Below are 14,248 nucleotides of genomic sequence, written 5' to 3' on the forward strand. Positions count from 1 at the left end.
TCATGGAGCTCACCCTGACCGCCGAGCAGGCAGCGGTCCGCCAGCTCGCCGCCGAGTTCGCCGACCGGGAGTTGACGCCGCACGCCGCCGAGTGGGATCGGCGCGAGTCGGTCGATCCGGCCATCGTCGGCAAACTCGGTGACCTGGGCTTCCTCGGGTTGACCATCGCCGAGGCCGACGGCGGCTCCGGCGGCGACCACCTCGCGTACTGCCTGGTCCTGGAGGAGCTCGGCCGGGGCGACTCGGCCGTGCGTGGCATCGTCTCCGTCTCGCTCGGCCTGGTCGCCAAGTCGATCGCCGCCCACGGGTCGGCCGCGCAGCGGGCCGAGTGGCTGCCCCGGCTCTGCTCCGGCGCCGCGCTCGGCTGCTTCGGGCTGACCGAGCCGGACAGCGGTTCGGACGCCGCCGCGCTGCGCACCCGCGCGGTCCGCGACGGCGACGACTGGCTGCTCACCGGCACGAAGACGTTCATCACCAACGGCACGACCGCCGACGTCGCCCTGATCTTCGCCCGCACCGGCGGCTCCGGCCACCGGGGCATCACCGCGTTCCTGGTGCCCACCGACAGTCCGGGCCTGACCCGGCGCGAGATCCACGGCAAGCTCGGCCTGCGCGGGCAGGCCACCGGTGAGCTGCGTCTCGACGACGTGCGAGTGCCCGACACCGCCCGCCTCGGCACCGAGGGCGCCGGCTTCCGGCTGGCCCTGGCCACCCTCGCCAAGGGGCGGATGTCGGTGGCGGCCGGCTGCGTCGGCATCGCGCAGGGCTGCCTCGACGCGGCGGTGGGCTACGCCGGGCAGCGGACCCAGTTCGGCAAGCCGATCGCCGGTCACCAGCTCGTCCAGCAACTGCTCGCGGCCATCGCCGTGGACACCGCGGCCGCCCGCCTGCTGGTCTGGCAGGTCGCCGACCTGATCGACCGCGACCAGCCGTTCGCCACCGAGGCGTCGATGGCGAAGCTCTTCGCCAGCGAGGCCGCGGTCCGCGCGGCCAACAACGCGGTCCAGGTCTTCGGGGGGTACGGCTACATCGACGAGTACCCGGTCGGCAAGTACCTGCGCGACGCCCGGGTCGCCACCCTCTACGAGGGCACCAGCCAGATCCAACAGCTCCTGATCGGACGCGCGCTCACAGGCGTCAACGCCTTCTAGTTCTAAGGACACCCGGATGCGAGTCTTCACCTCCGTCGACGAGCTGACCACTGCGGTCGGCGAGACCCTCGGGCCCGGCCCCTGGCAGCGGATCGAGCAGGACCGCGTGAACCTCTTCGCCGACGCCACCGACGACCACCAGTGGATCCACGTCGACCCGGCCCGCGCGGCGGCCGGGCCGTTCGGCGCCACGATCGCGCACGGCTACCTGACCCTGTCGCTGTTGCCGGCGCTGGCCGGGCAGCTCTACCGCGTCGAGGGAGTCGGAATGGGGGTCAACTACGGGCTGAACCGCGTGCGCTTCCCCGCGCCGCTGCGGGTCGGCGCCGCCGTGCGGGCCACCGCCGTCATCGCGGAGGTGTCACCGGTCAGCGGCGGCGGGGTGCAGATGGTGACGGCGGTGACCGTGGAGACCGACGGCGGCGGAAAGCCCGTCTGCGTCGCCGAGACGGTGAGCCGCCTCTACCGCGCGGCGAGCCGCTGAGCGACCGTCCGACCGCGCCCGATCAGCGGCAGATGAGCATGTTCGTCGTCTGCGGCAAGGGCGACGCTGTCCGCAATCGTGTTCATGTCAGCGGGGCCTGGGGCGTGGGTGGGGATTCACGTTGCCGGCCGCGGGGCTTCGCCGCCGAAGCCGGCCGCAGCTCGTCGGCCCGCTGCTTGATTCTCGGCGACGTAGGGCCGCAGCTGCTGCTCATAGGCTGTGTAGGCGATCTCGTGGTGGCCGCCGGCAGCCGACAGCTCGCGAGCGAGTGCCCATGCTCCGACCAGTGCCTGCGAGGTACCCATGCCGCTTGTCGGCGCGGCGCAGTAGCCCGCGTCGCCGAGCAGCGCGACCCGGCCACGGTGCCAGTGATCGAGGTGGACCTGGGAGCTGGAGGCAAAGTAGAAGTCGTCAGCTTCGCTCATCGCCTTCAGTAGCCGTGGTGCCTCCCATTCGTGCCCGGCAAACGCGGCTCGTAAGGCCTGCTCCTGTTCCGCGCGGGTACGCCAGTCGAGTGCCGGTGAGTCGGTGGCGAAGGAGAGGCTGACAGTGAGCCGGTCCGCGGGGCTGGCGCTGAACAGGTAGATCGCCGCCTTTCCGGGCTTGAGCAGGCCCTGGCCGTCCAGGCCGAGGTAGTTGGAGGTGCTGAAGCCGGCTCCGGACATGCCGAGGTGCCGCAGCGCATTGCCGTTCGGGCCGAAGGCGAGCTTACGGACGTTGGAGTGCACGCCATCCGCCCCGAACACGAGGTCGAACTCGCGGGCAGCGTGGCGCTCGAACTCGACGGTGATGCCCGCCGCGTGTTCGGTCAGCGCGGTGATGGAGTCGTCGAAGAGGTATTGCGCGTCGTCAGCGGTGATCCGGTGCAGGATGCGGGTCAGATCCCGCTTGGGCACCTCCAGCTCACCGCCGAACGCCTCGACCGGCAACTGGGCGATCTCGTTTCCGGCCTCGTCGACGACGATCGTGCCGCGCATCTTCGTGTCGTGTTGGCATAGTTCGTTGCGGATGCCCATCGCTTCGAGCACGTCGAGCGCTGTACCGCGGAAGTCGACGGCGTATCCGCTGTCGCGTAGGGCCGGTGCCCGCTCGACCACCGTCACGTCGTATCCGCTCTGGTGCAGGAAGTATGCGAGGGCGGGTCCGGCGACGCTTGCGCCGGAGATGAGAACGTTCGGCTTCGTCATGGGGCGACACTATCGACTTGTTATCCAAACGGTCAATCCAAATGGATAATCCGGATGGATGAGATCTTGGTAAGCTCGAGGTATGGGAAACCGAGAAGACCTGCTCAGAGGCGCTAAGCAATGCCTGGTCGAACGCGGCTGGGCACGCACGACAGTCCGGGACATCGCCGCAGCGGCGGGGGTCAACCACGCTGCCATCGGCTACCACTTCGGGTCTAAAGATGCGCTGCTCACGCAGGCCCTGGTCGACGCGATGGAGGACCTGTCGGGGCAACTGGCCAACCAGGTTCCGGCCGGCACGCCGGAGCAGTGGTGGCAGGCTCTCATCGACACCTTCACCACCCACCGGCCGCTATGGGTGGCCCAGCTGGAAGCCGCTGTCCAGGCCGAGCGATCTCCCGAGGTCCGCGAACACCTGGCCAGAGGCCAACGTGAAGGGCGGCAAGGCCTCGGGGGCTCCGTGCCGCTCGCGCTGCTGACCGGCCTGATGTTGCAGTGGCTGGTGGACCCCGAGCACGCCCCCTCTGGCGCCGACGTCGCCGCCGAGCTCCGCACACTCAACGCTAGACCTCAATGAACCACACCATTTCACGCATTCATCGCCGAATAGGCGAACGCACTCTCATCGGCTAGATCCGGACACCGAGCGGCGCGGCGCTCGGCGTCCGACCGTTACGCGTCCTGAGCCACCCGTACCTGCGGGGGCGGCGAGAAGACGCCTTGCCGCCCCCGTATTCGGTGTCCAAGGCGTGTGTCAGGCGAGCCCGCAGGCGGCGCCGTTGAGCGTGAACGCGGACGGCTTACCGGCGTTGCCGGTGTGGGTGGCCTGGAAGCCGATGTCGACAGAGGTGTTCGGGGCGATGGTGCCGTTGTAGGAGACGTTGCGCGCGGTCACCGCCCCGCTGGTCGGGGAGTAGCCGGCGTTCCAGCCGCCGGTGATGGTCTGGCCGCCCGGCAGTGTGAACGCCAGGGCCCAACCGTTTACCGCGCTGCTACCCGTGTTGGCGACCGAGATGGACGCGGTGAGCCCGTTGTTCCAGGCGTTGACCGTGTACGTGACCCGGCATCCCCCGGCCGGCGGCGGCGTGGTCGGCGGTCCGGTGGTGGGCGGCGGGGTCGTCGGCGGGGGAGTGGTGGGAGGGGGAGTGGTCGGTGGTGCGGTGGTCGGCGGTGCCGTGGTGGGTGGCGTGTCCCCGCCGATGCTGCCGGGCACCGTGCGCAGGGCGTCGTACCAGGCGACGGCCATCTTGCGATAACCCGTGGCGTTGGGGTGGACGCCGTCGGCCAGGTCGCTGAGCGTCAGCGCGCGGTACATGTCGACCAGGTGGACGTGCTTGCCGGCGGCGGCCCTGCTCTGCACGATCCCCGGGATCGCCGCGTTGTAGTTGCGGACCTGGGTGTCCGCGCCGGACTTCGGAATGATCGTCGCGACGAACACGTCCGCGTTCGGTGCGGTGTTCGTGATGCGGTCGACAAGGGTGGCCAGGCGAGCCGGAGCCCCGGAGGTGTCCCCGTACATGTCGTTGGTGCCGATGTGCAGCAGCACGGTGCGCGGGTTGGTGGCGCGTAGCCAGTTGACGACGTTGGCGTCGATCTGGGCGATGGTCCACCCGGAGTGGCCCTCGTGGTCGTGGTCACCGAGGCTGGCCGGGCCGTTGAACCCGGAACCGACGAAGTCGATCCGGTAGCCGCCGGAGGCGAACCGCTGCCAGAGTTCGATCCGGTAGCCACCGGCGACGTTGAAGCCGTCGGTGATCGAGTCGCCGAGGGGCATGACGCGTACCCCGCCGTTGGACTCGGCGCTCGCGGGCGCGGTCGCCACCGGGACGGCGGCGGTCATGGCCGCGACGGCGGCCAGGGCCGCCCACCACAGTCGGGCACGGCGGTGCCTCGGCGTCGTCGTGGGGGTGGCGGGCGGCGCGGGGACGGGGTTGCCGAGGATCGGTCTGCTCATGGGGCTTCCTCAGGTGGTGGGGGCGCGACGACCGCGGCCCGCCGACGAGGCGCAACCGCACGGTACGCGAGGGTGAGCTGCGCGAGGACCAGGAACCCGGACGTCAACACCGCTGGTCGTATCGCACTGGTCATCGACGTCGGAGACGACGGATCGATGAGACCCGGCCGGGATGTGCCCTGCACCCCGCCCGGACGCACCATAGCTTGTTATCGCTAACACCGGCAACGGATCGAACGTCGACGATGGTCGGGAGCGGGCGAGGCGGTCAGTCCCCGCCCACCGTGTCACTCGGCGCGAGCGTCGCCGCGAGCCAACGCAGCTGCCGTCGGACGTGCACGGCCTCGCCGCCCTCATGCCCGTTGAACGGGTAGACGTGCATCTCCCGCTGCGGCGGGGCCGGCCGTCCGGTCGCGGCGCCGTACTGGTTGTAGGCGGCGAAGCCGGTGCTCGGCGGGCAGACGGTGTCGCGCAGGCCGATGCCGAAGTGCGCCGGCGCGGTCGCTCGCCGGGCGAAGGTCACCCCGTCGACATAGGACAGGGTGCGCCGGACCGCGTCCTCGGCCTCCCGGTGCACCGCCAGGTACCTGCCGATCTCGCCGTACGGCGACACGTCGCTGAGCGTGACGGCACGCTGGACGTCGCAGAGGAACGGGGCTGTCGTCAGCACCGCCGCGAGGTCGTCGACGAGGCCGGCCACGGCCAGGGCCAGGCCGCCGCCCTGACTGTTGCCGACCACGGCGACCCGGCCCGGGTCGACGCCGGGCAGGGCGCGAACCACCTCGACGGCCCGGACCGCGTCGGTGATCAGACGCCGGTAGTGGTAGTCGTGCGGATCGAGGATTCCCCAGGTGGCCGGCCAGGGGCCACCGGGCCTGCCGTGCGGGTCGGGGGTGTCACCCGCGCCGTGCTGCCCCGCCTGGCCGCGGTTGTCCATCAACAGGTGCGCGTATCCGGCGACCGGCCAGGTCAGCCGCTCGTGCGGCAGGCCGCGCCCGCGCCCGTAGCCGGCGTACTCCACCACGGCGGGCAGTGGCCCCGGCATACCCGCCGGGCGGGTGTACCAGGCCCGCACCGGGTCACCACCGAAGCCGGCGAACGTGATGTCCCAGGAGTCGAGCAGGCGAAGATCGGTGGGTTCGGGACGGACGTCCACGAGCACCGGCCGGGTGGCGGCCTCGGCGAGGGTGCCACGCCAGAACTGGTCGAAGTCCTCGGGCTCGGCGACGGCCGGGGCGTACCGCTCAAGCTCGTCGAGGACGGGGTCGGAGTGGGGCACGGTTCCTCGCAGGGTCAGAGCTGTTGGGCGGGGGGTGCGGTGCTCTCCCGGACGACCAGCTCGGTCACCAGGTCGATGCGGCTGGTCGCCGGGCCGTTGCCCCCGACCAGGTCGAGCAGCATCTGGGTGGCGATGCCCGCCATGTCGCGCAGCGGCTGGTTGATGGTGGTGAGAGCCGGGTCGGTCCAGGTGGCGACCGGCAGGTTGTCGTACCCGATCACCGAGAGGTCCTCGGGGACGCGCAGGCCGCACTGCCGGGCGGCCCGGAGCACCCCCATGGCCTGCGTGTCCGAACCGGCGAAGATCGCCGTGGGCCGATCCGGCCGGTTCAGCAACTGGAGGCCGTGGGCGTGCCCGGCGCCCGCGGAGAAGCTGCCGTAGCGGACCAGCTCGGGGTCGACCGTCAACCCGATCTCCTCGTGGGCGTGCTGGAAGCCCGCGGCCCGGGCCCGGCTGCACAGCACGTCGGGCGGCCCGGAGATGACGGCGTTTCGTCGGTGGCCCAGCTCCAGCAGGTGGCGAGCGGCGAGCAGGCCACCGTTCCAGTTGTTCGACCCGACCGTGGGCACGGAGGCCGAGGTCGCGCTGTCGGTGTCGATCACGACGAACGGGACGCCCTGACGCCGCAGCTGCTGTTGCTGCGTCTCGGCCAGGTGGCAGAGGACGAGCAGCACACCCGACGGGCGTTGACTGAGCAGCGCGTCGAGCCACCGTTGCGGTGGGCGGTGCGCACCGTCGAGTTGGGAGACCGCGAGGCCGATGCCGGCGATGCTTGTCACCGCCTCGGCGCCGCGTAAGACCTCCATCGCCCAGCCGGTGTCGAACTCGTGGAACACGAGATCGATCCGCCCCGCGCCGGGCGACCGCCGCGCGCGACGCTGGTACTGGTGACGATCGAGGCTCTCCTCGATCCGGGCGCGGGTGCCGGGAGCGACGTCCTCGTGGCCGTTGAGAACCTTGGACACCGTGGCGACCGAGACGCCGACGTCATGGGCGATCGTCGCGATGGTGGTGGAGGCGGGTGGGCCGAGCGGGCGGTGCTCTGTCATCGCAGCCTCGTGCAGCGTCGAAATTTTCGGAAGACCTTAGCACGATCGTCCGGTCAGGACGGTCGCTGCGAGCGCGGGTCGGCTGCCGCCGGGACCGTTTCCGGGCACGTTCATGACTCAGCGCAATGGCCGGTGCAACGCGTCGTACGACGGAGCCGTTCCACGACCGATCGAGCCTCTTGACTACATCCGGGCGGTGGACTTAGGTTGCCGAAAAGGTTGCTTGGGTTTCCGGAAAGTTTCGGGTCGCACACCGTCCGCCACGGACCGATCCCACGAGGGTGCGGGAACGTGGCCGGAGCTAAGGGGTCTCGGCATGAGAAGTCAGCTGCCCGCCGACGGCGAACCGGCGTCCCGCGACGCCACAGCGTGGCGTGACGCGCGGCTGTCACCTGCCGAGCGGGCCGAGGCGCTGCTCCCGCTGATGTCGGTGCGGGAGAAGATCGCCCAACTCGTCGGCGTCTGGGTGGGCGCGGACGCCTCCGGCGAGGGCGTCGCCCCCCACCAGTCCGACATGGTCGCCGAGACACCCGCCTGGGACACCGTCATCGCCCACGGGCTGGGCCAGCTCACCCGGCCGTTCGGCACCGCGCCCGTCGACCCGGTGCTCGGCGCCCGGTCGCTGGCCGCCTCCCAGGCGCAGATCGTCGCCGCCAGCCGGTTCGGCATCCCCGCCCAGGTGCACGAGGAGTGCCTCACCGGGTTCGCCGCCTGGCGGGCCACCGTCTACCCGACCCCGCTGGGTTGGGGCGCGTCGTTCGACCCCGCCCTGGTCGAGGAGATGGCCGGCCGGATCGGCCGGTCGATGCGCGCCGCCGGCGTACACCAGGGGCTCGCACCCGTCGTCGACGTCACCCGCGACTACCGCTGGGGCCGCACCGAGGAGACGATCGGGGAGGACCCGTACCTGGTGGGGACGACAGGCGCGGCGTACGTGCGGGGCCTGGAGAACGCCGGCGTGGTGGCCACCCTCAAGCACTTCGCCGGCTACTCCGCCTCCCGGGGTGGCCGCAACCACGCCCCGGTGTCGATGGGGCGCCGCGAACTGGCCGACGTCATCCTGCCGCCGTTCGAGATGGCCCTGCGCCTCGGCGGCGCACGCTCGGTGATGAACTCGTACGCCGAGATCGACGGCATGCCGGCCGCCGCGGACGAGCAGCTGCTGACCGGGCTGCTGCGCGACGAGTGGGGCTTCACCGGCACCGTGGTCGCCGACTACTTCGCCGTCCGGTTCCTGCAGACCCTGCACGGTGTCGCCGAACGGTCCGCCGACGCCGCCCACCTCGCCCTGCGCGCCGGGATCGACGTCGAGCTGCCCACGGTGGACGCCTTCGGCGACCCGTTGGTGGCGGCGGTCCACGCCGGCGAGGTCGACGAGGCGCTCATCGACCGGGCGTTGCGTCGGGTGTTGATCCAGAAGATCGAGCTCGGCCTCCTCGACGAGGACTGGCGGGAGCTGCCCGACGACGTCGCGGACCTGCGCCTCGACGACGAGGTCGGCCGGGACATTGCCGTACGCCTGGCCCGCGAGTCAGTCGTCCTGCTGCGCAACGGCGGCGTCCTGCCGCTGCCCGTCGCGAGCCGCGTCGCCCTGGTGGGGCCGGTCGCCGACGATCCGATGGCAATGCTCGGCTGCTACTCCTTCCCCAACCACGTCGGCGTCAACCACAGCGACCACGGCCTCGGTCTGGAGATCGCCTCGCTGCGTGAGGAACTGGCCCGCCGGGTCCCCCTGCTCACCCACGAGCCCGGCTGCACCATCACCGGCGAGGACACCTCGGGCATCCCGGCCGCGGTCGCCGCTGCCACGGCCGCCGACGTGTGTGTGCTCGCCGTCGGCGACCGGGCGGGAATGTTCGGCCGGGGCACCTCCGGTGAGGGCTGCGACGCCGCCGACCTGCGGCTGCCCGGGGTGCAGGCCGAGCTGGTCCGGGCCGTCCTCGCCGCCGGCACGCCTGTCGTGCTGGTGCTGATGACCGGCCGGCCGTACGCGCTCGGCAGGGAGTTCGACGCCGCGGCGGCAGTCGTGCAGGCGTTCTTTCCCGGCCAGCTCGGCGGACAGGCGCTCGCCGAGGTGCTCACCGGCGCGGTGAACCCGTCCGGGCGGCTGCCGGTCAGCGTCCCCCGCGACGCCGGTGGGCTGCCGGGCACCTACCTGTCGCCGCCGCTCGGGCACCGCAGCAAGGTGTCCTCGATCGACCCGACCTCGGCGTACCCGTTCGGCCACGGCCTGAGCTACACGACCTTCGAGTGGTCCGACGCCATGGTCCTGGAGCCTGCGGGTACAACGGGGGCCGAGGCGGTGGCGTGGCCCGTCGACGGCGAGGCGCGGGTGCGGATCACCGTCTCGAACACCGGTGACCGGGCCGGCACCGAGGTGGTGCAGCTCTACCTGCACGACCCGGTGGCACAGACCACCCGCCCGGTGATCCGGCTCGTCGGCTACACCCGGGTGCCGCTGGAGCCCGGCGCGGCGGCCCACGTGACGTTCGGCGTACCGGCCGACATGGCGTCGTTCACCGGTCGTTCCGGTCGGCGCATCGTCGAACCCGGCGCGGTGGAGCTGCGGTTCGGGCGGTCGAGCGGAGAGATGGCGGCGGCCCTTCCGCTGCGGCTCACCGGGGCCGAGCGCCAGGTCGGCCACCAGCGGGAACTACTCACGTCGGTGCGGATCGAGCCCCTCGTGGCCGTCGCGCACTCCGCACAGGAGGGCCGAGGATGACATCCGAGACGTTACGGCCACCGCCGCCGGCGCCGCCCGGTGCTCCGGCGGAGGCCACCGTCCCCGCCCCACGGGCGCCGCGTCGACGCCGCACCTGGCGCCAGGCGCTGCGCCGGGACTGGCAGCTGTATTCGCTGGCCGTCCTGCCGCTGCTGTTCTTCCTGGTCTTCCGCTATCTCCCGATGATCGGCAACGTGATCGCGTTCCGCCGGTTCAAGCCGGGCGGCAGCATCTTCGGCGAGTACTGGGTGGGGCTGCGGTACTTCCGGATGTTCCTCACCGACCCCACCTTCTGGGACGTCTTCACCAACACGCTCGTGCTCGGGACGCTGACCCTGCTGTTCTGCTTCCCGCTGCCGATCGTGCTGGCGTTGCTGCTCAACGAGGTGCGCGCCCGCCGGCTGCGGCGGTTCGTCCAGTCGGTGTCCTACCTGCCGCACTTCCTGTCGATCGTGATCGTGGCGGCCATGGTCATGCAGTTGACCTCGGTCGACGGCACCGTCAACCAGATCGTGCAGGCCACCGGCGGCGATGCGGTGCCGTTCCTGCAACGCGCCGAGTGGTTCCGGACCATCTACGTGTCGTCCGAGGTCTGGCAGACGGTCGGCTGGGGCACCATCCTCTACCTCGCGGCGCTCACCACCGTCGACGACGACCTGTACGAGGCGGCCCGGATCGACGGCGCCAACCGGTGGCGGCAGACGTGGCACGTGACGCTCCCGGGCATCCGCCCGACCATGGTGACGTTGCTGATCCTCAACATCGGCAACTTCATGGCGGTCGGTTTCGAGAAGATCCTGCTGCTCTACAACCCGCTTACCTATCCGACCGCCGATGTGCTCTCCACGTACCTGTTCCGGATGGGCTTCGGGTCCAGCAACTTCAGCTACGCCGCCGCCATCGGGCTGTTCGAGGCGATCATCGGGCTCACGCTGGTCCTGACCGCGAATCTGATCGCCCGTCGCACGGTGGGGACGAGCCTGTGGTGACAGTCGACGCCACCGACACCGCCACCGGGAGCGGCCTGCCAACCGCTGGGAGACCGCGCGGCATCCGTCCGAGTCGGGGCTACCGCGTCTTCCAGGCCTGCAACGCGATAGTGCTCACCATCGTCGTGGTGGTGACGCTGTACCCGTTCGTCAACGTCGTGGCCCGCTCGCTCAGCGACGAGCAGTACATCATCGGCGGCAAGGTCAACCTCGTGCCGCTCGGGTTCAACCTGGACACCTACCGGCTCGTGCTCAACGATTCGCTGTTCTGGACGAACTACCGCAACACCGTCTTCTACACGGTCGTCGCCACGGCCATCTCGATCGTGCTGACCACCTGCTACGCGTACGTGCTGTCCAAGAAGCACCTGCGGGGCCGTACCGCGCTGATCGGCATCGCGGTCTTCACCATGTTCTTCACCGGCGGCCTGATCCCCAACTACGTGCTGGTCACGAGCCTGGGCATGAAGAACACCGTCTGGGCCATCGCGGTGCCCAACGCGATAAACGTGTTCAACCTGCTGGTGATGAAGGCGTTCTTCGAGAGCCTGCCCACCGACCTGGAGGAGGCCGCGGCCGTCGACGGGCTCAACACGTACGGGATCCTGCTGCGCATCGTGCTGCCACTGTCGAAGGCGATCGTCGCCACGATGGTGCTGTTCTACGCCGTCGCCTTCTGGAACTCCTGGTTCGCCGCCTTCCTCTACATGGACCAGCAGGAGCTGTGGCCGGTGACCGTCTATCTGCGCAACCTGATCGCGGGAGCCACCGGCGCGGAGAACGTCGGCGTGATCGCCGAGGCCGACGAGGTGCAGGCCGACGCGACGATCAAGGCCGTGACGATCGTGCTCACGACCCTGCCCATTCTCGCGGTCTACCCCTTCGTCCAGCGGTACTTCGTCCGCGGCGTGATGCTCGGCGCCGTCAAGGGCTGACCGGCACGTCCACCTTTTCCCTCCACCGAACCCGAAAGGACCGCCATGCTCCACCGATCGTGGCGCCGCGCCGCGACAGCGGCAGTAGCCGCTCTACTCGCGGCCACCAGCATCGCCGCCTGTAGCGACGACCCGTCCGACTCCAAGGACCTGTCGGAGAACCGGGCCGGTGCGATGGCCGACTACGGCATCGGCAAGCAGTTCAAGGCGAGCGAGCCGGTCTCCTTCTCCATCCTCTACAACAACCATCCGAACTACCCGCTGCGCGACGACTGGCTGTTCTGGAAGGAGCTGAAGTCGCGGGCAAACGTCACGCTCTCGCCGGTCGCCGTGCCGCTGAGCGACTACGAACAGAAGCGCAGCCTGCTGATCGGCGCCGGCGACGCTCCATTGATCATTCCGAAGACGTACCCCAGCCAGGAGGACGCCTACGTCTCCTCCGGAGCCATCCTGCCGGTCAGTGACTACCTCGACCTGATGCCGAACCTGCAGGACAAGATCTCGAAGTGGAACCTCAAGCCCGAGATCGACGGGCGGCGCCAGGAGGACGGCAAGTTCTACATCCTGCCGGGGTTGCACGAGAAGCCCTGGCAGGACTACTCGCTGGCGATCAGGACCGACATTCTCGACGAGCTGAACCTGACGGCCCCGAAGACCTGGGACGAGCTGTACACGGTGCTCAAGGCCATGAAGGCCAAGTACCCGACCGTGTATCCGTTCTCCGACCGGTGGAGCAAGCCCAACCCGGCCGGCAACCTGCTCAACCTCCTGGCCGTGTCGTACGGGCTCCAGGGCGCGGGCTGGAACTTCCAGCACACCTCGTGGGACGCGAACGCCAAGAAGTTCGTCTACACCGGTGCCACCGAGCAGTACAAGCAGATGCTCCAGTACCTCAACAAGTTGGTGTCGGAGAAGCTGCTCGACCCGGAGAGCTTCACCCAGACCGACGAGCAGGCCCGGCAGAAGCTCGCCAACAGTAAGTCGTTCGTGATCAGCGCGAACGCGCAGGCCGTGGTCAACGACTACCGACCCGACCTCGCGAAGACCAACCCCAAGGCGAAGATCACCAAGATTCCGCTGCCGATCGGACCGGCCGGCGAGGTCAACCCCGCCAACCGGTTGGAGAACGGCGTGATGATCTCCTCGAAGGCCCGCGAGAGCAAGAACTTCGTGGCGATGATGCAGTTCATCGACTGGCTCTGGTATTCCGACGCCGGCCAGGAGTTCGCCAAGTGGGGCGTCGAGGGCACGACGTTCGTCCGGGATGCCGCCGGCAAGCCCAAGCTGGCGCCCGACGTCAACGTCATCGGCCTGAACCCGAAGGCGCCCAAGCATCTGCAGAAGGACTTCGGCTTCTACAACGGCGTCTTCGCCTACGGCGGCAAGCCGGAGCTGGTGCAGGGCTTCTTCGCCCCCGAGGAGCAGGAGTTCCAGAAGGTGCTCAACGCCCGTCCGCCGGTCGTGGTGCCCCCGCCGCACCCCCTGAACGACGAGGAGCGGGAACAGGCGTCACTGTGGGAGACGCCGCTGAAGGACGCCGTCTACCAGGCGACCCTGCAGTTCGCGCTCGGCCAGCGGAACCTGTCCGAGTGGGACGCCTACGTGGCCGAGTTGAAGGGCAAGAACATGGACGCCTACCTGACCATGGTCAACAAGGCGTACGACAGGTACCAGAAGGACCACGGCTGATCGTCGGCCGGTCCGGTCGTGCCCGTCACGACCGGACCGGCCGCACACCGTCACCCGCGCACCGCACCGAAGAGGACGAGATGACGCGTAGCACCGCGCACGCCTGGCGGCAGTTCGGCGACGGCCCCCTGTCCCGGTTCGCGTCCCGCGTCTACATCCTGCTCGTGGTGGAGGTGCTGCTCCTCGTCACCACGCTGCCCGGCCTGCTTCCGCTGCTGCTGCTCGGCCGCGACCCCCGCAACCTGCCGCTGGCCGCGCTCCTGCTGCTGCCGGTCGGCCCGGCGATCTGTGCCGCCCTGTACGCACTGCGCCACCAGCCGCCCGATCTGACGGACCTGCGGCCCGCAGCCCTCTTCTGGCGGGGCTACCGGCTCAACGTCGGGGGCGCGCTGCGGGTCTGGGCTCCGACGTTGCTGTGGCTGACCGTGCTCGCGCTGAACCTGGCCTACCGCGGTGCGATAGGCCTCCCGAGGTGGTGGGTGGTCCCGCTGGTAGTGATCGCGGTCGGTGTGACCCTCTGTGCGGCCAACGCGCTGGTCATCACCGCACTGTACGAGTTCCGCACCCGCGACGTCCTGCGGCTGGCCGTGCACTTCCTCGTCCGTACCCCCGGGGTCACCCTCGGCAACGCCCTGCTGCTCGCCGCGGCGGCCGGGGTCACCGCGGTCTTCTCCGAGGCGGTCCCGGTGCTGCTCGCCTCGGTGGTGGTCCTGGCGGTCCTGCGCGTCGGCGACCCGATGATCCACCTGATCCGGAAGGAGTTCACCGCATGAGCCTGTCCGCGACCGTCGAGGTGCGCTTCGACCGGG

At 70.0% G+C, this 14,248-nt stretch carries 12 protein-coding genes; 8 read left to right on the forward strand and 4 right to left on the reverse strand.

Annotated features, from left to right (window positions below; genetic code table 11):
* Window positions 1-2 precede the first annotated feature (2 nt).
* Both ACGFIE_RS05730 and ACGFIE_RS05735 read left to right on the forward strand, forming a co-directional pair.
* On the forward strand, window positions 3-1,151 hold the full coding sequence (locus ACGFIE_RS05730; RefSeq protein ID WP_393291441.1) for an acyl-CoA dehydrogenase family protein: 1,149 nt from the start codon (window positions 3-5) through the stop codon (window positions 1,149-1,151).
* 16 nt (window positions 1,152-1,167) lie between these two features.
* The gene (locus ACGFIE_RS05735) at window positions 1,168-1,635 is read left to right on the forward strand and encodes a MaoC family dehydratase (RefSeq protein WP_393291442.1); all 468 of its coding nucleotides are present in this window, start codon (window positions 1,168-1,170) and stop codon (window positions 1,633-1,635) included.
* 116 nt (window positions 1,636-1,751) lie between these two features.
* On the opposite strand, the gene ACGFIE_RS05740 is transcribed toward ACGFIE_RS05735, so the two are convergent.
* Window positions 1,752-2,822 (reverse strand): FAD-dependent monooxygenase, encoded by a 1,071-nt coding sequence (locus ACGFIE_RS05740; RefSeq protein ID WP_393291444.1) that lies wholly within the window; start codon window positions 2,820-2,822, stop codon window positions 1,752-1,754.
* Window positions 2,823-2,904: 82 nt separating this feature from the next.
* Between ACGFIE_RS05740 and ACGFIE_RS05745 the strand changes: the two genes are divergently transcribed.
* On the forward strand, window positions 2,905-3,399 hold the full coding sequence (locus ACGFIE_RS05745; RefSeq protein ID WP_393291446.1) for a TetR/AcrR family transcriptional regulator: 495 nt from the start codon (window positions 2,905-2,907) through the stop codon (window positions 3,397-3,399).
* A 177-nt stretch (window positions 3,400-3,576) separates the two neighbouring features.
* Here the strand turns inward: ACGFIE_RS05745 and ACGFIE_RS05750 are convergent, their stop codons facing one another.
* The 3 genes from ACGFIE_RS05750 to ACGFIE_RS05760 all read right to left on the reverse strand — a co-directional run bounded on the left by ACGFIE_RS05750 (window position 3,577) and on the right by ACGFIE_RS05760 (window position 7,104).
* Window positions 3,577-4,776 (reverse strand): cellulose binding domain-containing protein, encoded by a 1,200-nt coding sequence (locus ACGFIE_RS05750; RefSeq protein WP_393291447.1) that lies wholly within the window; start codon window positions 4,774-4,776, stop codon window positions 3,577-3,579.
* 268 nt (window positions 4,777-5,044) lie between these two features.
* The gene (locus ACGFIE_RS05755; protein ID WP_393291449.1) at window positions 5,045-6,055 is read right to left on the reverse strand and encodes an acetylxylan esterase; all 1,011 of its coding nucleotides are present in this window, start codon (window positions 6,053-6,055) and stop codon (window positions 5,045-5,047) included.
* Between the two features lie 14 nt (window positions 6,056-6,069).
* Window positions 6,070-7,104 (reverse strand): LacI family DNA-binding transcriptional regulator, encoded by a 1,035-nt coding sequence (locus tag ACGFIE_RS05760; protein ID WP_393291452.1) that lies wholly within the window; start codon window positions 7,102-7,104, stop codon window positions 6,070-6,072.
* 316 nt (window positions 7,105-7,420) lie between these two features.
* On the opposite strand from ACGFIE_RS05760, the gene ACGFIE_RS05765 reads away from it, so the two are divergent.
* The 5 genes from ACGFIE_RS05765 to ACGFIE_RS05785 all read left to right on the forward strand — a co-directional run bounded on the left by ACGFIE_RS05765 (window position 7,421) and on the right by ACGFIE_RS05785 (window position 14,212).
* Window positions 7,421-9,826, forward strand: a complete 2,406-nt coding sequence (locus ACGFIE_RS05765; RefSeq protein WP_393291455.1) for a glycoside hydrolase family 3 N-terminal domain-containing protein — start codon at window positions 7,421-7,423, stop codon at window positions 9,824-9,826.
* Window positions 9,823-10,815: an ABC transporter permease gene (locus tag ACGFIE_RS05770; RefSeq protein WP_393291456.1), complete on the forward strand. Its 993-nt coding sequence runs from the start codon at window positions 9,823-9,825 to the stop codon at window positions 10,813-10,815. Before ACGFIE_RS05765 ends, ACGFIE_RS05770 begins: the two co-directional genes overlap by 4 nt.
* Entirely contained in the window at window positions 10,812-11,750 is a 939-nt protein-coding gene (locus tag ACGFIE_RS05775) for a carbohydrate ABC transporter permease (protein ID WP_393291458.1), read from the forward strand. The genes ACGFIE_RS05770 and ACGFIE_RS05775 overlap by 4 nt, the downstream gene beginning before the upstream one ends.
* A 45-nt stretch (window positions 11,751-11,795) precedes the next feature.
* Window positions 11,796-13,439, forward strand: coding sequence for an extracellular solute-binding protein (locus tag ACGFIE_RS05780; protein WP_393291460.1), 1,644 nt, complete (start codon window positions 11,796-11,798; stop codon window positions 13,437-13,439).
* Between the two features lie 80 nt (window positions 13,440-13,519).
* Window positions 13,520-14,212 (forward strand): hypothetical protein, encoded by a 693-nt coding sequence (locus ACGFIE_RS05785; RefSeq protein ID WP_393291462.1) that lies wholly within the window; start codon window positions 13,520-13,522, stop codon window positions 14,210-14,212.
* Window positions 14,213-14,248: the final 36 nt, after the last annotated feature.

This window comes from Micromonospora sp. NPDC049275, assembly GCF_043197115.1.
Classification (GTDB): Bacteria; Actinomycetota; Actinomycetes; order Mycobacteriales; family Micromonosporaceae; genus Micromonospora.

Coding starts and splice junctions, on each gene's coding strand:
- ACGFIE_RS05750 (WP_393291447.1), bottom strand. CDS start 4,776: ATGAGCAGACCGATCCTCGGCAACCCCGTCCCCGCGCCGCCCGCCACC.
- ACGFIE_RS05785 (WP_393291462.1), top strand. CDS start 13,520: ATGACGCGTAGCACCGCGCACGCCTGGCGGCAGTTCGGCGACGGCCCC.
- ACGFIE_RS05760 (WP_393291452.1), bottom strand. CDS start 7,104: ATGACAGAGCACCGCCCGCTCGGCCCACCCGCCTCCACCACCATCGCG.
- ACGFIE_RS05765 (WP_393291455.1), top strand. CDS start 7,421: ATGAGAAGTCAGCTGCCCGCCGACGGCGAACCGGCGTCCCGCGACGCC.
- ACGFIE_RS05780 (WP_393291460.1), top strand. CDS start 11,796: ATGCTCCACCGATCGTGGCGCCGCGCCGCGACAGCGGCAGTAGCCGCT.
- ACGFIE_RS05735 (WP_393291442.1), top strand. CDS start 1,168: ATGCGAGTCTTCACCTCCGTCGACGAGCTGACCACTGCGGTCGGCGAG.
- ACGFIE_RS05770 (WP_393291456.1), top strand. CDS start 9,823: ATGACATCCGAGACGTTACGGCCACCGCCGCCGGCGCCGCCCGGTGCT.
- ACGFIE_RS05740 (WP_393291444.1), bottom strand. CDS start 2,822: ATGACGAAGCCGAACGTTCTCATCTCCGGCGCAAGCGTCGCCGGACCC.
- ACGFIE_RS05730 (WP_393291441.1), top strand. CDS start 3: ATGGAGCTCACCCTGACCGCCGAGCAGGCAGCGGTCCGCCAGCTCGCC.
- ACGFIE_RS05745 (WP_393291446.1), top strand. CDS start 2,905: ATGGGAAACCGAGAAGACCTGCTCAGAGGCGCTAAGCAATGCCTGGTC.